The sequence below is a fragment of the Roseateles sp. NT4 genome (assembly GCF_051857475.1).
In the GTDB taxonomy this organism is placed as follows: Bacteria; Pseudomonadota; Gammaproteobacteria; order Burkholderiales; family Burkholderiaceae_C; genus Pelomonas.
In genome coordinates this window covers 1,552,358-1,569,213 of record NZ_JBPZGZ010000002.1, presented here as the reverse complement: position 1 = coordinate 1,569,213, position 16,856 = coordinate 1,552,358, and the positions used below count along the sequence as shown (strand labels likewise).

The following is a 16,856-nucleotide window of genomic DNA, read 5'->3' as shown; positions in this document are numbered from 1 at the left end:
CGGGACGGACTCCCGGCAATGCAGCGAGCAGCTACGCACTTCCGCCGAAACAACCCGCCAGGTCAGCGCTCAACCCCTCACCTCGCCCTGCCCCAACACCACCCACTTCATCGACGTCAGCCCCTCCAGCCCCACCGGGCCGCGGGCGTGGAACTTGTCCGTCGAGATGCCGATCTCGGCGCCCAGGCCGTACTCGAAGCCGTCGGCAAAGCGGGTGCTGGCGTTGACCATGACGCTGGCCGAATCGACCTCGCGCAGGAAGCGCATCGCGTTCGGGTGGTTGGTCGTCAGGATGGCATCCGTGTGATGCGAGCCATAGCGGTTGATGTGGGCAATGGCCTCGTCCAGCGAGTCCACCACCTTGATGCTGATGGTGGGCGCCAGGTATTCGGTGGACCAGTCTTCCTCGGTCGCCGGCACCGCCGCGGGAAGCAGGGCGCGGGTGCGGCCGCAGCCACGCATCTCCACGCCCTTGGCGTGGAAGATCTCGGCAATGCGCGGCAGGAAGGCTCTGGCCTGGGCCGCATGCACCAGCAGCGACTCGGTCGCATTGCAGGGGCTGTACTTCTGCGTCTTGGCGTTGTCGACGACCTTGAGCGCCTGCTCCAGGTCCACCTCGGCATCGACATAGCTGTGGCAGTTGCCGTCCAGGTGCTTGATGACCGGCACCTTGGCCTCGGCGCTGATGCGCTCGATCAGGCCCTTGCCGCCGCGCGGGATGATGACGTCCACCCATTGCGGCGCGCTGATCAGCAGGCCGACGGCGGCGCGGTCGGTCGTGTTGACGAGCTGCACAGCCGCACGCGGCAGGCCGGCCTCCTCGAGCGAGGCAGCGACGATCTCGGCCAGGGCCAGGTTGGAGTGGATGGCCTCGGAGCCGCCGCGCAGGATGCAGGCGTTGCCGCTCTTGATGGCCAGCGACGCGGCCTCGATGGTCACGTTGGGGCGGCTCTCGTAGATCATGCCGAAGACGCCCAGGGGCACGCGCATCTGGCCGACGCTGATGCCGGTGGGGCGGCGCTTCACACCGGTGATCTCGCCGACCGGGTCGGGCATGGCGGCGATCTGCTCGCAGCCCTCAGCCACCGTGGCCAGGGTCTTGGCATCGAGCTTGAGGCGGTCGCGCAGCGGGCCGCTGAGCTCGGCAGCGCCGGCCAGATCGCGGGCATTGGCTTCGGCCAGGGCTGGGCCGGCCTCGCGCAGGCGGCGGGCCAGGGCCAGCAGCGCGGTGTTCTTGGCGGCCGTCGAGGCGGCGGCCATCTGCGTGGCGGCGGCGCGGGCGGCGCGGCCGAGGTCGTCCATGTAGGCGGTCAGGCTCATGGCCGCCATTTTCGTCGAGGCGCCTTGACCTAGAGCTTGGTGAGGTCGGGACCGCCCTCCGTGCCGAACCAAGTCTTGCTCAACGCCTGGCGAGCGCTCTTCTCACCGGCCGCGTCGCCCTTGCGCCTGTAGACCTCGGCCAGGCCGGCCAGGGCCCAGCCGTTGTTGCGCACCCGCACCAGCGACTCGCGCAGGGCCTTCTCGGCCTCGTCCAGCCGGCCCTGGCGCAGGCGCATCGCGCCCAGGGACTGGCGCACCGGGTAGTACCAGTAGGCCGGCTCGGTGTAGGCCAGGCCCTCTTCGAGGGCAACAGCCTGCTCCAGCGCCGCGGCGGCGCCATTGAGGTCGCCCTGGGCATCGGCCAGCCGCGCCGTGGCGACGAGGCGGGCCGTCTGCGCAATGGCCTTGGCCGGGATGCCCCAGGCGTCGAAGGCGCTGAAGTCGGCCGACTCCAGCGTGGTCAGGGCCGCGATCTCCTGCTCGGCGGCGGAGGCGTCCTTGCGCGCGGCCTGGGCCAGGGCACGGGCGTAGTGGTACATGACGCGCACCAGCACCAGGTCTTCGGGCGGCGCGGCCAGCTTGAGGATGACGTCGGGCGGGCTGAACTGGGCATGCGTCGTGTAGGGCGCCGCCTTGACGGGCTGCATGATGGGGAAGGCCTTCACCACGTCATCGGGCATGGAGGCGTCGAGCTTGGCCGCCGCGTCGATGGCCGTCTGGGCGGCGCCGCCCATCTGGGCCGACACCATCAGGAAGTGGATGTTGTGCGGGTAGTATGCCGAGCGGTAGAGGGGATCGGACGGCGAGCGCTTGAAATAGGCCTCGTCGACGGCGATGGCCACGCGGTTGGCCTCCAGCGATTCACGGTACAGGCCCACGCGGTAGTAGATGTGGGCCGGCATGTGCACGATGTGGCCGGCGCCGGGCATCTGCGCGGCCAGGCGGCGCGCGGGCGCCAAGGCCCGGTCGGGTGTCGTCGAGGCCTCGACGGCGTGGATGTAGAGGTGGATGGCGCCGGCGTGGTTGGGGTTGCGCTTGAGCACGGTCTCCAGCCCCGCCAGGATGTCCGCCGTGCGCCCCTTGGGCTTGGCACCCGCGGCCTCCCAGTAGTCCCAGGGCTGGGTGTCCATGGCGGCCTCGGCGGCCAGCACCTGCATCAGGTCTTCGCCCGGGAACCGGGTCGCCAGCTGTTTTATCGCGTCGGCATAGGCGGCGTCCAGCGGCGTGCGGTCCTGCGGCGGCTCGGCCGCATAGCGCTTCTGCAGGGCCTCGATCAGCAGGCGCTCACGCGGCGGCAGCTTGTCCTTCAGCGCGACGGCACGCTGCAGGGCGGCCCATGCCGGCGCATTGGCCTCGGCCTGCATGGGCACATTGATGTTGGGCCCGAGGATCAGCGCCTCGCCCCAGAAACACAGGCCGCAGCCGGGGTCGAGCTTCTGCGCGGCCTGGAAGGCGCGCTGGGCCTCGGCATGGTTGAAGGCGAAGGACAGGCGCAGGCCCTGGTCGAAATAGGCCTGCACCCTGGGCGAGGCGGCGCCGAGCTTGAAGCTCATGCGGCCCAGGTCCTTGTAGAGAGGCACATCGCCCGCGGCGGCCTTCATGGGCGCCGGCTGGAAGGGTGCCGTCTCGGTCTTGGGCTGGGTGGCAGCCGAGGCCAGCAAGGCCTGCAGCAGCGCCGGCTGGCCGGCCGCGGTTGGCGCGCAGACACCGCCGACGCTGTTCAGCAGCGGATCGAAGGCAGCGGCGCGATCGGCGCTGCCTCCCAAGGCCACGAGGCCGATGGCGGCCAGGGCTTGCAGCAGGCGGGTGGCGGAGAAGGAGCGAGCACGCATTCAACCTCCAGGCCCGGCGGGGGCCAAGCAGGCATGCTCGCACCGGCCCTGCCGGCGCGCAATCGGCCAGACTAGGGCTGGGGCTTGCCCTCGGTATCGCGCAACTCGGCCTTGCGGCCGATCGCCTGCAGCTGGGGCAGGATCTTGGCCTTGTCGCCCACGGCGACGACGATGAGCTGGTTCGGATCGAGGTGATCGCGCGCGGCCTTCTGTGCCGTGGCGGCCGTGACGGCGGCCAGCTGCTTGGGCTCGTCGGCCACGGCGCTCAGCGGCCGGCCCACGGTCCAGTTGGCGGCATAGGCGCCGACGACGGCCTGGTTGGTGTCGAAGGAGCCCGGCAGGGACAGCAGGCGGGCATTGCGCACCCGCTTCAGCTCGGCCGCCCCCATGGGCTTGGCGCGCATGCCCTGGATCTCCTTCCACATGTCGGTCAGCGACGCACCGGTCACGTCGGTGCGCACGCTGCCGCGGATGCCGAACTGGCCGCGCTCGCGACCCATGGCATAGCCCGAGAAGATGCCGTAGGTGTAGCCCTTGACCTCGCGCAGCTGGTTGTTGATGCGCGAGGTGAACAGGCCGCCCAGGGCAGCGTTCATGACCTCGACCGGCGCCCAGTCGGGCGTCGAGGCGAAAGGCCCGGGCGCAACGACGGCCAGGGCGGTCTGCGGCGCACCGGGCTTGTCGACGACGACGGTGCGCGCGGCAATGGGCTGGGCCGCCGGCAGCGGCGTGGCCGGCGCAGCTTCGCCCGCGGCCTTCCAGGCCCCGAACAGCGGCTCGATGAGGCCGCGCAGTTCGGCCTCGGTCAGGTCGCCGGCGACCACCAGGGCCGCGCGCTCAGGGCGGTAATGGCCCTGCCAGAAGCCGCGCAGCGCCGCAGCGTCGACGGCCTTGATGCTGGCCTCGGTGCCCAGGGCATTGGCCGCCAGCGGGTGGCCCTCGCCATAGACGACGCGGTTGCCCACGACATTGGCCAGCAGCGCGGCTTCCTCGCGCGTCTGGGCCAGCGCAGCCAGGCGCTGGGCCTTCTGGCGCTCGATCTCGGGGGCGGCAAAGGCCGGGTTCAGGGCGACATCGGCCAGCAGGGCCAGGCCCTCCTTGGCGCTGGCCTTGAGGCCGGAGAACTCGACGCGCGCCTCCTCGCTGCCGGCCTGGGCGTTCAGCGTCGCGCCCAGGGCCGCGGCGGCCTCGGCAATCTGCTGGGCGCTGCGTGTCGTCGTGCCCTCGGGCAGCATGGCCGACACAAAGCCGGCCAGGCCCGGCTGGCCCGCCGGGTTGGCGCCCTGGCCGGCGCGCACCGTGAGGCTGGCGCTCACCAGCGGCAGGCCGGGCTTGGGCGAGAAGATGACGGTCAGGCCGTTGGCCAGCGTGAAGCTCTGCGCGGCCGGCAGCGTCAGCGGCTTGGCCTTGCCGGCGCCGGGCGCCTTGTTGCGCCAGGACTCCAGAGCGTTCAGCGACTCACGCTCCCCCTTGGCGGCCTTGGTCGGCGCAGGCGGAGTTGCCACCTCGGCGGCCAGCACCTGCTCGCCCGGCTGGGCCAGCACGACGACGCGGCGGTCCTTCTTCAGCCACTGCGCCACGGTGGCGCTGACGGCGGCCGGCGTCGTGGCGCCATAGCGCGCCAGGTCCTTGCCGACGAAGTCAGGGTCGCCGGCCATCTGGTTGTAGTGGTTGACGAGATCGGCCAGCGTCGTGACCTTCTCCATGCGCTGCAGCAGCTGGGTCTCGATGGTGGCGCGGGCCTGGTTCAGTTCGGCTTCAGAAGGCGGCGTGGTGGCCAGCTTGGCAAGCTCGGCATCCGTCAGCTTCTCGATCTCGTCCAGCGAGGCGCCGGGGCGGGCCACGATCTCGATGTTGAACACCGAGCTCAGCGACTGCGAGTCCTGCGAGACCTGCACGCTCTGGGCGAGCTGCTTGTCGCGCACCAGCAGGCCGTAGAGGCGGCTGGCCTTGCCGCCACCCAGCACATGGGCGGCAACGTCCAGCTCGGCGTCGCCGGCCGCAAACATGGGAGGCGTGTGCCAGGCCAGGTTCAGGCGCGACAGCTCGATGCGGTCGGTGACGACGAGGCGGCGCTCCTGGGTGATCTCGGGCGTGGCGACCTTGACCTTCGGCAGCTTGTCACCGGCCTTCAGCGAGCCGAAATACTTCTGCACCAGGGCCTTGGCCTGCTGGGGGTCGAAGTCACCGGCCAGCACCAGCGTCGCGTTGTTGGGTCGGTAATAGGTGCGGGCGAAGTCCTTGACGTCCTTGAGCTTGATGCTCTGGATGTCGGCATGCGAGCCGATGACGGCGGCACGATAGGGGTGGCCTTCCGGGTAAAGGGCCTGGTAGAGGGCCTCTTCGACGATGCCGTAGGGCCGGTTCTCGAAGCTCTGGCGGCGCTCGTTGCGCACCACGTCCTGCTGGTTGGCCAGGGACACCGAATCGACCTCGTCGATCATGTAGCCCAGCATGTCGGCCTTCAGCCACAAGCCCAGTTCGAGCTGGTTGGACGGCAGCGTGAAGAAATAGTTGGTGCGGTCGAAGTTGGTCGAGCCGTTGCTGTCGGTGCCGCCAGCGGCATCGACAAACTTGTCGAACTCGCCGCGCGGCACATGCCGGCTGCCGGCAAACATCAGATGTTCGAACAGGTGGGCAAAGCCCGTCTGGCCCTGGGCCTCGTTGCGCGGGCCGGCATGCACCCACAGGTTGAAGGCGACCAGCGGCAGGCGATGGTCCTCGACGAGGATGACCTCGAAGCCATTGGCCAGCGTGACCTTCTCCTGGTGCACGGCAAGCCGGCCGGCCTCGGTGCTGACGGCGCCGACCGGTGCAGCATTCACGGGCAGCACCGCAGACAGCGCGCCGGCCAGGGCCAGCAGCGCGACGAGACGGCGGGGGGCGGGAGCTTTCATGCGGTTCGGTCCTCGAAGGGCAGGCAGTGCAAGGGAGATTGGGCGATGCGTTCAGCGCGCGGCAGAAGTGCCGGGAGTCACCGTGAGGCTTACCAAGGTGACAACCATGCCAGCAAGGCCAGCCACAGCGGCGCCGTGGCGACGTAAAGAATGGTGGAGAGGACGGTGGCGGCCGTGACCTCGGGCTCCATGGTGCGATAGCGCTGGGCAAAGATCAGCGCGTTGGAGCCGGTGGGCAGGGCCGCCAGCATGACGATGACGGCCAGCGGCATGCCGTTCAGGCCCAGCCCCCAGTGCGCGATGCCCAGCACGACGGCCGGGATCAGCAGCAGCTTGGCCGTCACCAGGCCGGACAGGCCGCGCCAGGACTTGGGCCAGCCGTAATAGGCCAGCGACATGCCGATCAGCGTCAGGCACAGCGGCACGACGGCCGTGCCGAGGTTCTGCAGCACCTCGTCGAAGACCGTGGGGATGCCCCAGCCGGTGGCATGCCAGGTCAGGCCGGCCAGCACCGGCAGCACGACGGGGTGGATGACGGTGTTGCGCACCGTCTGGGCCAGCGTCGAGCGGAAGCTGCGCGAATCGCGGCCGCGCGCCACGTCCAGCTCGACCAGGGCCGTCAACAGGGTCAGGATGGTCAGCGAGTGCAGGCTGACGACGGCGATGTGGATGGCGAGACCCCGCTCGCCGAACACGCCGGCCGCCACCGGCACACCCACCTGCAGGGTGTTGCCGAAGCCCGCCGTGATGGCCTTGACGCTGGGCGTGGTGACCGGCTCGCCCGGCTTGCGGCGCCAGCGTTCGAACAGATAGATCAGCGCGACGACGGCCAGCACCGGCACGAAGAAGGCGAACAGGAAGGCCCAGGGCAGGGTCGAGGTGTCCAGCCGCGCCGTGGTGCGGAACAGCAGGGCCGGCACGAAGATGTAGAAGGCCGCATTGGCCAGCACGCGGGCGGGGTCGCTATCGCTGCCGGCCGCACCGCCGCCCAGCCAGCGCATGCGGCCGACGGCCCAGCCAATGGCCACGGCAACAAGGATGGCGAGCAGCTTGGCCGCGATTGCCCAGGTCACGCTAGCGGGAGCCTCAGCTCGAAGACAAAACTGCTGCCCTGCCCTGCCGTGCTCTGCACCAGGATCTGGCTGCCCATCAGCCGCACCAGCTGCTGGCTGATGGACAGGCCCAGGCCCGTGCCGCCGAGATGACGCGAGGCGTCGGAGACCTGCTCGAAGGCCTGGAACAGCCGCGCCTGCTGGGCCGGCGTCATGCCGATGCCGCTGTCGTTGACCTCGAAGCGCAGCCGCGTGTGCGCCGCGTCGAGTTCGACGACGCGGGCGGCCAGCTGCACGCTGCCGCTGTCGGTGAACTTGACGGCGTTGGACAGCAGGTTGAGCAGCACCTGGCGCAGGCGCTGGCCGTCGGCCACGACCGTGGTCGGCAAGCGCGCATCGACGTCCACCGCAAAGGCCAGGCCCTTCTGCTCGGCGCGCAGGCGCACGCTGTCGCAGGCCATGTCGACCAGGGCCCGCAGGTCCACCGGCGCGGCCTTCAGCGACACCTTGCCGGCCTCGATGCTGGCCATGTCCAGCACGTCGTTGATGAGCTCCAGCAGATGCAGGCCGGAATCGCGCATCAGCTGCAGCTTGGCCTGCTGACCGGCGGGAATGGCGGCATCCATCTGCAGCAACTGGGTGAAGCCGAGGATGGCATTCAACGGCGTGCGGAACTCGTGGCTCATGGTCGCCAGGAAGCGGCCCTTGGCCTGGTTGGCGCTTTCGGCGCGCAGCTTGGCCTCGCTGAGTTCGGCGGTGCGCTCGTTGACGAGCTCTTCCAGATGGTCGCGGTGGCGCGTCAGCTCGGCCTCGGCCTGGCGGCGCAGCGAGATGTCGCTGACCATGCCTTCGATGCGGCGCTGGCCGCCCCCGCCTCCAGCCCCTTCGGCCGCCACCCAATGCGCATTCAGCTCCACCCACAGCGGCCGGCCGCCAGCGCTGCGCAGCTGCAGCTGGCATTGCTGGATCTTGCCCTGCTCGTTCATGACGGCGGCCACGCGCCGCATCTCGCTGCGCTCGATGCCGGTCAGGTCGCGCAGCAGCCGCCCCACCGGGCTTTGCGAGCCCAGGCCCAGCATCTGCGTGAAGGCGCGGTTCATGCTGAGCACGCGGCCATCGGCATCGGCCTGGAACACGCCCTCGGTCGCGTTCTCGAACAGGCTGCGATAGCGCGCCTCGCTGGCGCGCAGGCCTTCGGAGCTGAGCTGCACCTGGTCGGCGGCGCTGCGCAGCTTCAGGCTCATGGCGTTGAAGCGCATGATCAGCTCGCCGATCTCGTCGTTGCGCTCCACCGTCTCCTGCGCGCCGAGATCGCCCTTGGCAACGCGCTGGGCCAGGGCGCCCAGCTTCAGCACCGGCCTGCGAACCAGCCAGTGCACGAGCAGGGAGCTGGCGATGACGATGCCGACGACAACGACGGCCAGCAGTTCGACGACGAAGAGGCGGGTGCGCTGGATCTGCCCGTCGACCAGATCGCTGGTGAAGACGAGGACGGCCGAAGCGACCTGGGTGCCGGCGGTGTCCGCGGCCGGCTGGTAGGTGATGGTGAACTCGCGCCTGAGCTGCCCCGGCGACGGTGTGCTGGTCGTGGTGTCGCGGCTGCGCTTGGCCTGGCCGCCGCGCAGACCCAGGCCCTTGAGCTCGATGGCATGCACCTCGGGGTCGGCCATGACGGCATCAAGCAGGTTCTCGATGGCGACGTGATCGAGATTCCAGATCGGACCGGCAAAGCCGCGTTCGATGAGGCCGGCCATGCGCGCCTCGCGCTGGCGCAACCCGGCCATCAGCTCGGCCTCTTCGTGCGTCGTCCAGTACCAACCCACGGCCAGCACCAGCAGGCTCGCGACCAGCGCGATGCCCGCCGTGAGGCGCGTCTGTATTCCGAGGTTGATCGGCGTCAACGCCATCCCCCGCTCTCCCGATTCGGCCCTTTCAGGCCCATGCGGCGAGCATAAGTCCTGTCAACCGACCCGTCGGCTCGCGACGGGGTTGCTTCGCAACAGTGGGCTCAGGCCTTGGCTGCAGCCTTTTTTGCAGGAGCCTTCTTGGCAGCCGGCGCCTTCGCGGCGCGCGGCTCGAACTCGAAGACGACCTTGCCTTCCTTCTTGTCATAGGCCAGGAAGGCCTTGAACTTGCGGCGCGTCTTGTTGGAGACGAAGTTCTCCAGCAGGTCGGTCTTGCCGTCGGCCAGCAGCTTGGTCACCTGGGCCGGCTCGATGGGCTGGGTCAGGATGACCTTGCCGGTCTTGAAGTCGCAGGTCACGTGGGCGCCGACCGAGTGCTCGCAGACGTAGTTGGCGCCGTGTTCATAGACATGGCCCTTGCACTTGGGGCAGGCGCCGAGCGAGGCCTGGCCGGAGAAGTCCACCGGCTCGCCGTCGTTCTCGGCCTTCTTGGCGTCCTCGCCGAAGTCGAACTCCAGCTTCCAGTTCTGGATTTCCTCGTCATAGACCAGGGCCAGCTCGGCCGTGAAGGGCCAGCCCGCCTTGGAGCGGAAGCCTTCCAGCGGGCCGATCTTCTTGTCGCGCAGAAAGGCCTCGACCTCGTGCAGCTCGAAGCTGCGGCCGCCCGGGATCTTGCCGATGGAGAAGCCGCAGGCGTCGCTGCCATCGCCGTTCTTGCCGGTGCAGGTGAAGCGGCGGTAGTTCTCTTTCACGATGCCGCCGCACTTGGGGCAAGGCGTCTTCAGCGTCGCGTAGTCGCCGGGGATGGTGTCGCGGTCATAGCCCTTGGCCTTGGCGACCATCTTCTCGGTCATGGCCGCGATCTCGGCCATGAAGACCTCGCGCTTGAGGCGGCCCTTCTCCATCTCCGAGAGCTTGAACTCCCAGTCGCCGGTCAGTTCGGGCCGGGTCAGGTCTTCCACGTCCAGGCCGCGCAGCAGCGTCATCAGCTGGAAGGCCTTGGCCGTCGGGATCAGCTCGCGGCCCTCGCGCAGCATGTATTTCTCGCTGATCAGGCCTTCGATGGTCGCGGCGCGCGTCGCTGGCGTACCCAGGCCCTTCTCGGCCATGGCTTCGCGCAACTCGTCATCGTCGATGAGCTTGCCGGCGCCTTCCATGGCGCTCAGCAGCGTCGCTTCGGTGTAGCGCGCCGGCGGCTTGGTCTGCAGGGCCTTCACGTCGACACTCTCGGTGCGCACCACCTCATTGGGCTGCACCGGCACCAGGTTGGCGTCCTCGTCGTCGACGTCCTTGCCATAGACGGCCAGCCAGCCCGGCTTGACCAGCACCTTGCCGTTGGTCTGGAAGTGATGCTTGTTGTCGACCTTGCTGATGCGGGTCGTGACCAGGAACTCGGCCGGCGGGAAGAACACCGCCAGGAAGCGCTTGACGACCATGTCGTAGAGCTTGGCCTCGACCTCGGTCAGGGCCTTGGGCGCCTGCAGCGTCGGGATGATGGCGAAGTGGTCCGACACCTTGGCGTTGTCGAAGACCTTCTTCGTCGGCTTGATATAGCCCTCCTTCAGCGACGTGGCGGCGTGCTGGGACAGCGCGGCCAGCGGACCGGGCAGGTCCTCGGTCGCCAGCATCTTGGCCGTGTCCTTGGCCACAGCCAGATAGTCCTCGGGCAGGAAGCGCGAGTCCGTCCGCGGATAGGTCAGCACCTTGTGCTTCTCGTACAGGGCCTGGGCGATGGACAGCGTCGTCTTGGCCGAGAAGCCGAAGCGCGAGTTGGCCTCACGCTGCAGCGTCGTCAGGTCGTAGAGGCCGCCGCAGCTGGTGGTGCTGGGCTTGCTTTCCTCGGTGACGACGGCCGGCTTGCCGAGCACGGCCTTGGCGATCTCGTCGGCCTCGGCCTGGGTCCACAGCCGGTCCGCGCGGCGCTCCAGGTCGTCGTTCTTCTTCCAGGCCGGGTCGAACCACTTGCCTTCGTACTGGCCGGCCTGGGCGTCGAAGTTGGCGCGCAGCTCCCAGTAGTCGCGGGCGATGTGCTTGCGGATCTTTTCTTCGCGCTCGACAACCACCGACAGCGTCGGCGTCTGGACGCGGCCGACCGTGGTCAGGAAGAAGCCGCCGTCACGCGAGTTGAAGGCCGTCATGGCCCGCGTGCCGTTGATGCCGACCAGCCAGTCGGCCTCGGAGCGGCAGCGCGCGGCGTCGGCCAGCGGCAGCATCTGGGCGTCGCTGCGCAGCTTCTCGAAGCCTTCGCGGATGGCCGCGGGCGTCATGGACTGCAGCCACAGGCGCTGGATGGGCTTGTTCAGCTTGCCCTTGGCCGGCTGGGCGTACTGCTCGATGAGGCGAAAGATCAGTTCGCCCTCGCGCCCCGCGTCACAGGCGTTGATCAGGGCCGTCACGTCCTTGCGGCGGATCAGCTTGGCCAATGCGTTCAGCCGACCCTTGTTCTTGTCGATCGGGTTCAGGTCGAAATGCGGCGGGATGACGGGCAGGTTGGCGAAGCTCCATTTGCCGCGCTTGACGTCGAATTCCTCGGGCGCCGCGATCTCCACCAAGTGGCCCACCGCCGAGCTGACGACGTACTGCTCGTTCTCGAAGTGGTCGTCGTGCTTGTCGAACTTGCCAGCCACGGGCGTCAGCGCGCGGACGATGTCCTGCGCAACGGAGGGCTTCTCGGCAATGATCAGAGTCTTGCTCATCGGTCTTTCTCTAGGTCTTCCCTAAAGGCGGGGGACTCCAAATCCCCTGCCTACAATCCGGGCCTCGCGCGCACGCCTACGCACGCGCGCACCCATGAAATCACCGTACCACAGCGCCGATGACCGCCAAAACCCCACGCCGCAAGATCGAAGTTCGTGATTCCGGCGTGCACGGCCGCGGGGTCTACGCGGTGGCCCCGATCGAGGCGGGTGCCCGCATCATCGAGTACACCGGCGAGCGCATCACCTGGGAGCAGGCCGTCGAACGCCACCCGCACGACCCGGCCCAGCCCAACCACACCTTCTATTTCCACCTCGATGGCGGCCTTGTCATCGATGCGCTGTACGGCGGCAACAACGCGCGCTGGATCAACCACGCCTGCGAGCCCAATTGCGAGGCCGACGAGGTCGATGGCCGCGTCTTCATCAAGGCCCTGCGCGACCTGGAGCCCGGCGAGGAGCTGTTCTACGACTACGGCCTGGTGCTGGACGACCGCCACACGGCCAAGGTCAAGAAGCAGTTCGCCTGCTGGTGCGGCGCGCTCACCTGCCGCGGCACCATGCTGGCACCCAAGACGCGTCGATCGGGACGCTGAACCCATGGAGCGGCGCCATCTCGCCGAATGCGGCTCGACCAACACCGAGGCGCTGGCCCATCTGCGCGACGGCGGCGGGCCCCTGATCATTTCGGCCTCGCGCCAGACCGCCGGCCGCGGTCGCCTGGGCCGGGCCTGGCAGAGCGACGATGCTGCCCTGACCTTTTCGGTCGCCCGCAGCTTCCCGACCGAACTCGACCTGGCCGGTCTCTCCCTGGCCGTCGGCTGCACGGTGGCCGATGTGCTGGACCCCGGCGGCGGGCGCATCCGGCTCAAGTGGCCCAATGACCTCTTCCTGGACGGCGCCAAGCTCGGCGGCATCCTCATCGAGACGGTGCCTTTGGCGGGAGAGCGCCGCGGTGTCGTCATCGGCATCGGCCTGAATCTGCAGCCCCTGCCCGCCGACGCCGACCGAGCCGCCTTCGCCAGCGGCCACGCAGCCCTGCAGACCCTGGACCCCACGGTCACGGCTGTCGCCACGCTGGACCGCCTCGCCCCGGCCCTGCAGGCCCTGCTGGCCGACTTTGCTTCCCTGGGCTTTGCGCCCTGGCAGCCCGCCTTCGCGCGGCGCGACCTGGCCGTTGATCAGCGCGTACGCGTCGGCGAGCAGCCCGGCATCGCACGCGGCGTCAGCGAGCGCGGCGAGCTGCTGCTCGAAACTGCCACCGGCCTGCTGCCCATGAGCGGCGGTGAACTGAGCCTGAGACTGGAGACTCGCTTGTGATGCGCATCGTCGTGCTCGTGCTGCTGGCGGTGAACGCCCTCTTCTTCATCTGGTCGCGCGGCTGGCTGGATACCGTCACCGGCCTGCCGGCCCAAGGCGGCCGCGAGCCGCAGCGCGTCGCGGCCCAGCAGCATCCCGAACGCATCCAGCCCCTGGCCGCCAGCGCCGCCGTGGCCGCGGCCCAGCGCAGTTGCCTGGAGCTGGGCCCGCTCGAAGGCGAAGCCGCCCTGGCCGCCGCCCAGGCCGCGCTGAAGACGGCAGGCGCCGACGCCCAGGTGCGCAGCAGCGAACAGGCGGGTGTCTGGGTGGTGGCCACCATCAAGCTGGCCGACCCGGAGTTCCGCGCCCGCAAGGAAGCCACCTACAAGGGGCTGCACATCAATTTCGAGCCGCTGGAAGGCCTGCCGGCCGAGCAGCCGGCCTTCGTGCTGAGCAAGCATGCGACCCAGGCCGAGGCGACGGCCCAGTCCGAGGCCATGGACAAGCGCGGCCTCAAGGGCCTGCGCGTGCTGGAGTTGAAGAAGCCGGTGAGCCGCCACACCCTGGTCATCGCCCAGGCCGACGGCCTGCTGGCGGCCCGCCTCAAGGCCTCCAAGGACTCGGCACTGGCCGCCGGCTTCAGGCCCTGCAGTGCAGCGCCTGCCGCTTCAGCGGCCAGCAGCTGAGCGCCTCAGCGCCAACGCAGCCAGCAGCAGACCGGCCAGCCACAGGGCGCTGGCTGCACCGCCACCACCACCACCACCACCGCTGGTGGCCGGTGGCGTCACCACCACCGCTGCCACGCTGATCGTCGACGACTGGCTGTAGACCGCACCGGCGCTGTCCGTCACATCGGCGCGCACCGTGAACGTGCCCGCTGCCGAGGGCGTGGCCGTTGCCGTGGCCGTGTTGGCCCCCGAGGCGAAGGCCGTCACGATGCCGCCGCCGTCCACCAGCACCCAGGCCGTCGACGCGACCGTGCGGCCACCCGGCAGCCCGCTCGCCGCGGCTGTCAGCGTCAGCGTCTGGCCGGCGGTCAGGCCGCTGGCGGGGTTCTGGGTGATGGCCACCGTCGTGCCGTTCAGCGCCACCGTGGCGGCCACGGCTGCAGCCGCGTCCACCATGCCGGCGCCGCAGGTGGTGGTCGTGCAATAGCACTCGTCCTGGGCCGTGGCGCTGGGCGCCTTGCACTGGGGCGGGTTGCCGTCCGCGGCGCTGCCGCCCCCCGTCGTCGGGAAGGCGCGCGCCGTGGACTTGAGGATCTGCGTGGCCTCGACCGAGGTCAGGCTTGGCCGCACCGAGGCCATCAAGCCGACGATGCCGCTGACGATGGGGGCCGAGAAGCTGGTGCCGACCGAGGCCGAGCTGCCGGTGTAGGCGTTGTCAGCGGCCACCGGCCCCTTCGAGCCGGAGTTGGTCGTGCTGATCATCGGGTAGAGGCAGGCGTCGTTGAGACCCGTGTTGATGCAGTTGCCGCCAGGCGCCGCGATGGTGACCTCGGTACCGAGGCTGGAGAAGCCAACCTTGGTGCCGACGTGGCGCAGGGCCGCCACCGTGACGACGCCGGGGCAGTTACCCGGCGAGCCGACGGCCAGCCCTTCTGAGTTTCCCGCCGCAATGACGACGGTGGCGCCGGCGGCGTTGACCGCCGAGATGGTCTGCTTGTAGAGGTCGCTGCAGCTGCCGCTGCCACCCAGGCTCAGATTGAGCACCTTGGCCTTGTTGGCATTGGCAGGGAGACCGGGCACCGCAATGCCGGCAGCCCACTTCATGCCGGCCATGATGTCGCTGTCATAGCCGCCGCACTTGCCGAGCACGCGCACCGGCATGATCTTCAGGCCCCAGCCGACGCCGGCCATGCCCAGGCCGTTGTTGCTCAGCGCTGCAATCAGGCCGGACACCCGGGTGCCGTGCCAGGAGCTGTTGCCGATGTCGCTGCTGTCGCAGCCGCTGTTGCCCAGCACGCCGTTCAGGTCCGCCTGCTCGACCCAATCGCCCGGGTCCGAGGGGTCGGCATCGGCGCCGCCGCCGTCATTGGCGATGGCCGTCGACGTCGCGCCGGGGCTGCCGAAGCCGATCATGTCGTAGCCGGTGACGAATTGACCCACCAGGTCCGGGTGGTCCATGCGCACGCCGGTGTCCAGCACGGCGACGATGGTGGTGGAAGTGCCGGTCGTCGTGTCCCAGGCGGCCGGCGCGTTGATGCTGGAGACGACCTGGCCCGCGGGCTTCTTCAAATACCACTGGTCGATGGTGCGGGCCTGGACCGCGCCGACCGTCGACTCGGGGTTCACGTCGGCACCGCCGAACAGCGGGTCGTTGGGCAGCTTGCTGATCTTGCGGCGCTGGTCCACGGCCACCAGTTCGACTTCGCCGTCCGCCGCCAGCCTCCTGGCCAGCTGGGCGCTGGTCATGCCCTTGGCGACCATCACATGGGTGCGTTCGTCCAGGCTGATGCCGGCGGCCAGGCGGTGGCCGGTGCGCAAGCCCAGGGCCGTGGCGCGCGTCTGCGCGATCTCGCGCGCCTCGGTCCGCGTCGCCCGCAGGGCCAGGGCCTTGGCGCGCACGCTGTCGGCCTGGGGCTTGAAGCGAACGATGACGCGGGCTTCCGTGTCGGCCGTCTGGGCCAGGACCGGGAAGGCCAGCGCGGCCAGGACAACGATCGACAGCAGACGCATGGACTTCATGACGGCGAGCTCGTACGGGACGGGCTGCCAGTTTATGTGTGAGCCCGGGAAGCAATCGCAAACAAATGTGGCGCGCAAGAAAGCAGAAACCCCGCAAGACATGATGTCTTGCGGGGTTTCATCAGGTCGAAACGGCTATCGATCAGCCGGCGACAACGCGGACCATCTCGAGGACCTTGTTCGAATAGCCCCACTCGTTGTCATACCAGGACACCAGCTTGACGAAGGTGCCGTCCAGGGCGATGCCGGCTTCGGCGTCGAAGATGGAGGTGCGGGCGTCGCCGCGGAAGTCGGTCGCGACGACCTTGTCTTCCGTGTAGCCCAGCACGCCCTTCAGCGCGCCCTGGCTCTGGGCCTTGAACTCGGCGCAGATGTCGGCGTAGCTGGCTTCGTTGTTCAGTTCGACGGTCAGGTCAACGACAGAGACATCGCTGGTCGGCACGCGGAAGGCCATGCCGGTCAGCTTCTTGTTCAGCTCGGGGATGACCTTGCCGACGGCCTTGGCGGCGCCGGTGCTGCTGGGGATGATGTTCTCGAGGATGCCGCGGCCGCCGCGCCAGTCCTTGTTGCTCGGGCCGTCCACGGTCTTCTGCGTGGCGGTGGCGGCGTGCACGGTGGTCATCAGGCCGCGCTTGATGCCCCACTTGTCGTTCAGCACCTTGGCCAGCGGGGCCAGGCAGTTGGTCGTGCAGGAGGCGTTGGAGATGATGGCTTCGCCGGCGTACTTGGTGTGGTTGACACCGAAGACGAACATCGGCGTTTCATCCTTGGAGGGGGCCGAGAAGATGACCTTCTTGGCGCCCGCGGCCAGGTGCTTCTCGCCGCCGGCCTTGTCCAGGAAGATGCCGGTGGCTTCGACGACGATGTCGGCGCCGACGGCCGACCATTGCAGCTCGGACGGATCCTTGACGGCGGTCAGGCGGATCTTCTTGCCGTTGACGACCAGGGTGTTGCCGTCCACGGAGACTTCGCCGTCGAACTTGCCGTGCACGCTGTCGTACTTGAGCATGTAGGCCAGGTAGTCAGGCTCGAGCAGGTCGTTGATCGCGACGACCTCGATGTCCTTGAAATTCGCGACGGCGGCACGGAACACCATGCGCCCGATGCGGCCGAAGCCGTTGATGCCGATCTTGATGGTCATGGAAAAGTCTCCAGGAGGATAAAAATTC

11 protein-coding genes are annotated in these 16,856 nt (G+C 69.0%); 3 read left to right on the top strand and 8 right to left on the bottom strand.

Annotated features, from left to right (window positions below; genetic code table 11):
* Nucleotides 1-69: 69 nt before the first annotated feature.
* The 6 genes from ACS5PN_RS16990 to ACS5PN_RS16965 all read right to left on the bottom strand — a co-directional run bounded on the left by ACS5PN_RS16990 (nucleotide 70) and on the right by ACS5PN_RS16965 (nucleotide 11,701).
* On the bottom strand, nucleotides 70-1,329 hold the full coding sequence (locus ACS5PN_RS16990) for a glutamate-5-semialdehyde dehydrogenase (protein WP_439465160.1): 1,260 nt from the start codon (nucleotides 1,327-1,329) through the stop codon (nucleotides 70-72).
* A 20-nt stretch (nucleotides 1,330-1,349) separates the two neighbouring features.
* Complete coding sequence (locus tag ACS5PN_RS16985; protein WP_439465159.1) at nucleotides 1,350-3,152, bottom strand: hypothetical protein; 1,803 nt, start codon at nucleotides 3,150-3,152, stop codon at nucleotides 1,350-1,352.
* Between the two features lie 71 nt (nucleotides 3,153-3,223).
* On the bottom strand, nucleotides 3,224-6,049 hold the full coding sequence (locus ACS5PN_RS16980; protein ID WP_439465158.1) for a M16 family metallopeptidase: 2,826 nt from the start codon (nucleotides 6,047-6,049) through the stop codon (nucleotides 3,224-3,226).
* An 89-nt stretch (nucleotides 6,050-6,138) separates the two neighbouring features.
* Entirely contained in the window at nucleotides 6,139-7,122 is a 984-nt protein-coding gene (locus ACS5PN_RS16975) for an AEC family transporter (RefSeq protein ID WP_439465157.1), read from the bottom strand.
* On the bottom strand, nucleotides 7,119-9,008 hold the full coding sequence (locus ACS5PN_RS16970; protein ID WP_439465156.1) for an ATP-binding protein: 1,890 nt from the start codon (nucleotides 9,006-9,008) through the stop codon (nucleotides 7,119-7,121). The genes ACS5PN_RS16975 and ACS5PN_RS16970 overlap by 4 nt, the downstream gene beginning before the upstream one ends.
* Nucleotides 9,009-9,109: 101 nt before the next feature.
* Nucleotides 9,110-11,701 (bottom strand): DNA topoisomerase III, encoded by a 2,592-nt coding sequence (locus ACS5PN_RS16965; protein ID WP_439465155.1) that lies wholly within the window; start codon nucleotides 11,699-11,701, stop codon nucleotides 9,110-9,112.
* Nucleotides 11,702-11,820: 119 nt separating this feature from the next.
* Between ACS5PN_RS16965 and ACS5PN_RS16960 the strand changes: the two genes are divergently transcribed.
* The 3 genes from ACS5PN_RS16960 to ACS5PN_RS16950 are packed head-to-tail and all read left to right on the top strand — an operon-like array spanning nucleotide 11,821 to nucleotide 13,686.
* Entirely contained in the window at nucleotides 11,821-12,297 is a 477-nt protein-coding gene (locus tag ACS5PN_RS16960; RefSeq protein WP_439465154.1) for an SET domain-containing protein, read from the top strand.
* Nucleotides 12,298-12,301: 4 nt separating this feature from the next.
* Entirely contained in the window at nucleotides 12,302-13,021 is a 720-nt protein-coding gene (locus tag ACS5PN_RS16955) for a biotin--[acetyl-CoA-carboxylase] ligase (RefSeq protein WP_439465153.1), read from the top strand.
* Nucleotides 13,021-13,686, top strand: a complete 666-nt coding sequence (locus tag ACS5PN_RS16950; RefSeq protein ID WP_439465152.1) for a hypothetical protein — start codon at nucleotides 13,021-13,023, stop codon at nucleotides 13,684-13,686. The genes ACS5PN_RS16955 and ACS5PN_RS16950 overlap by 1 nt, the downstream gene beginning before the upstream one ends.
* On the opposite strand, the gene ACS5PN_RS16945 is transcribed toward ACS5PN_RS16950, so the two are convergent.
* The gene (locus ACS5PN_RS16945; protein WP_439465151.1) at nucleotides 13,669-15,687 is read right to left on the bottom strand and encodes a S8 family peptidase; all 2,019 of its coding nucleotides are present in this window, start codon (nucleotides 15,685-15,687) and stop codon (nucleotides 13,669-13,671) included. The two genes, ACS5PN_RS16950 and ACS5PN_RS16945, sit on opposite strands and share 18 nt — an antisense overlap.
* A gap of 142 nt (nucleotides 15,688-15,829) precedes the next feature.
* Nucleotides 15,830-16,828 (bottom strand): type I glyceraldehyde-3-phosphate dehydrogenase, encoded by a 999-nt coding sequence (gene gap / locus ACS5PN_RS16940; protein WP_439465150.1) that lies wholly within the window; start codon nucleotides 16,826-16,828, stop codon nucleotides 15,830-15,832.
* Nucleotides 16,829-16,856: the final 28 nt, after the last annotated feature.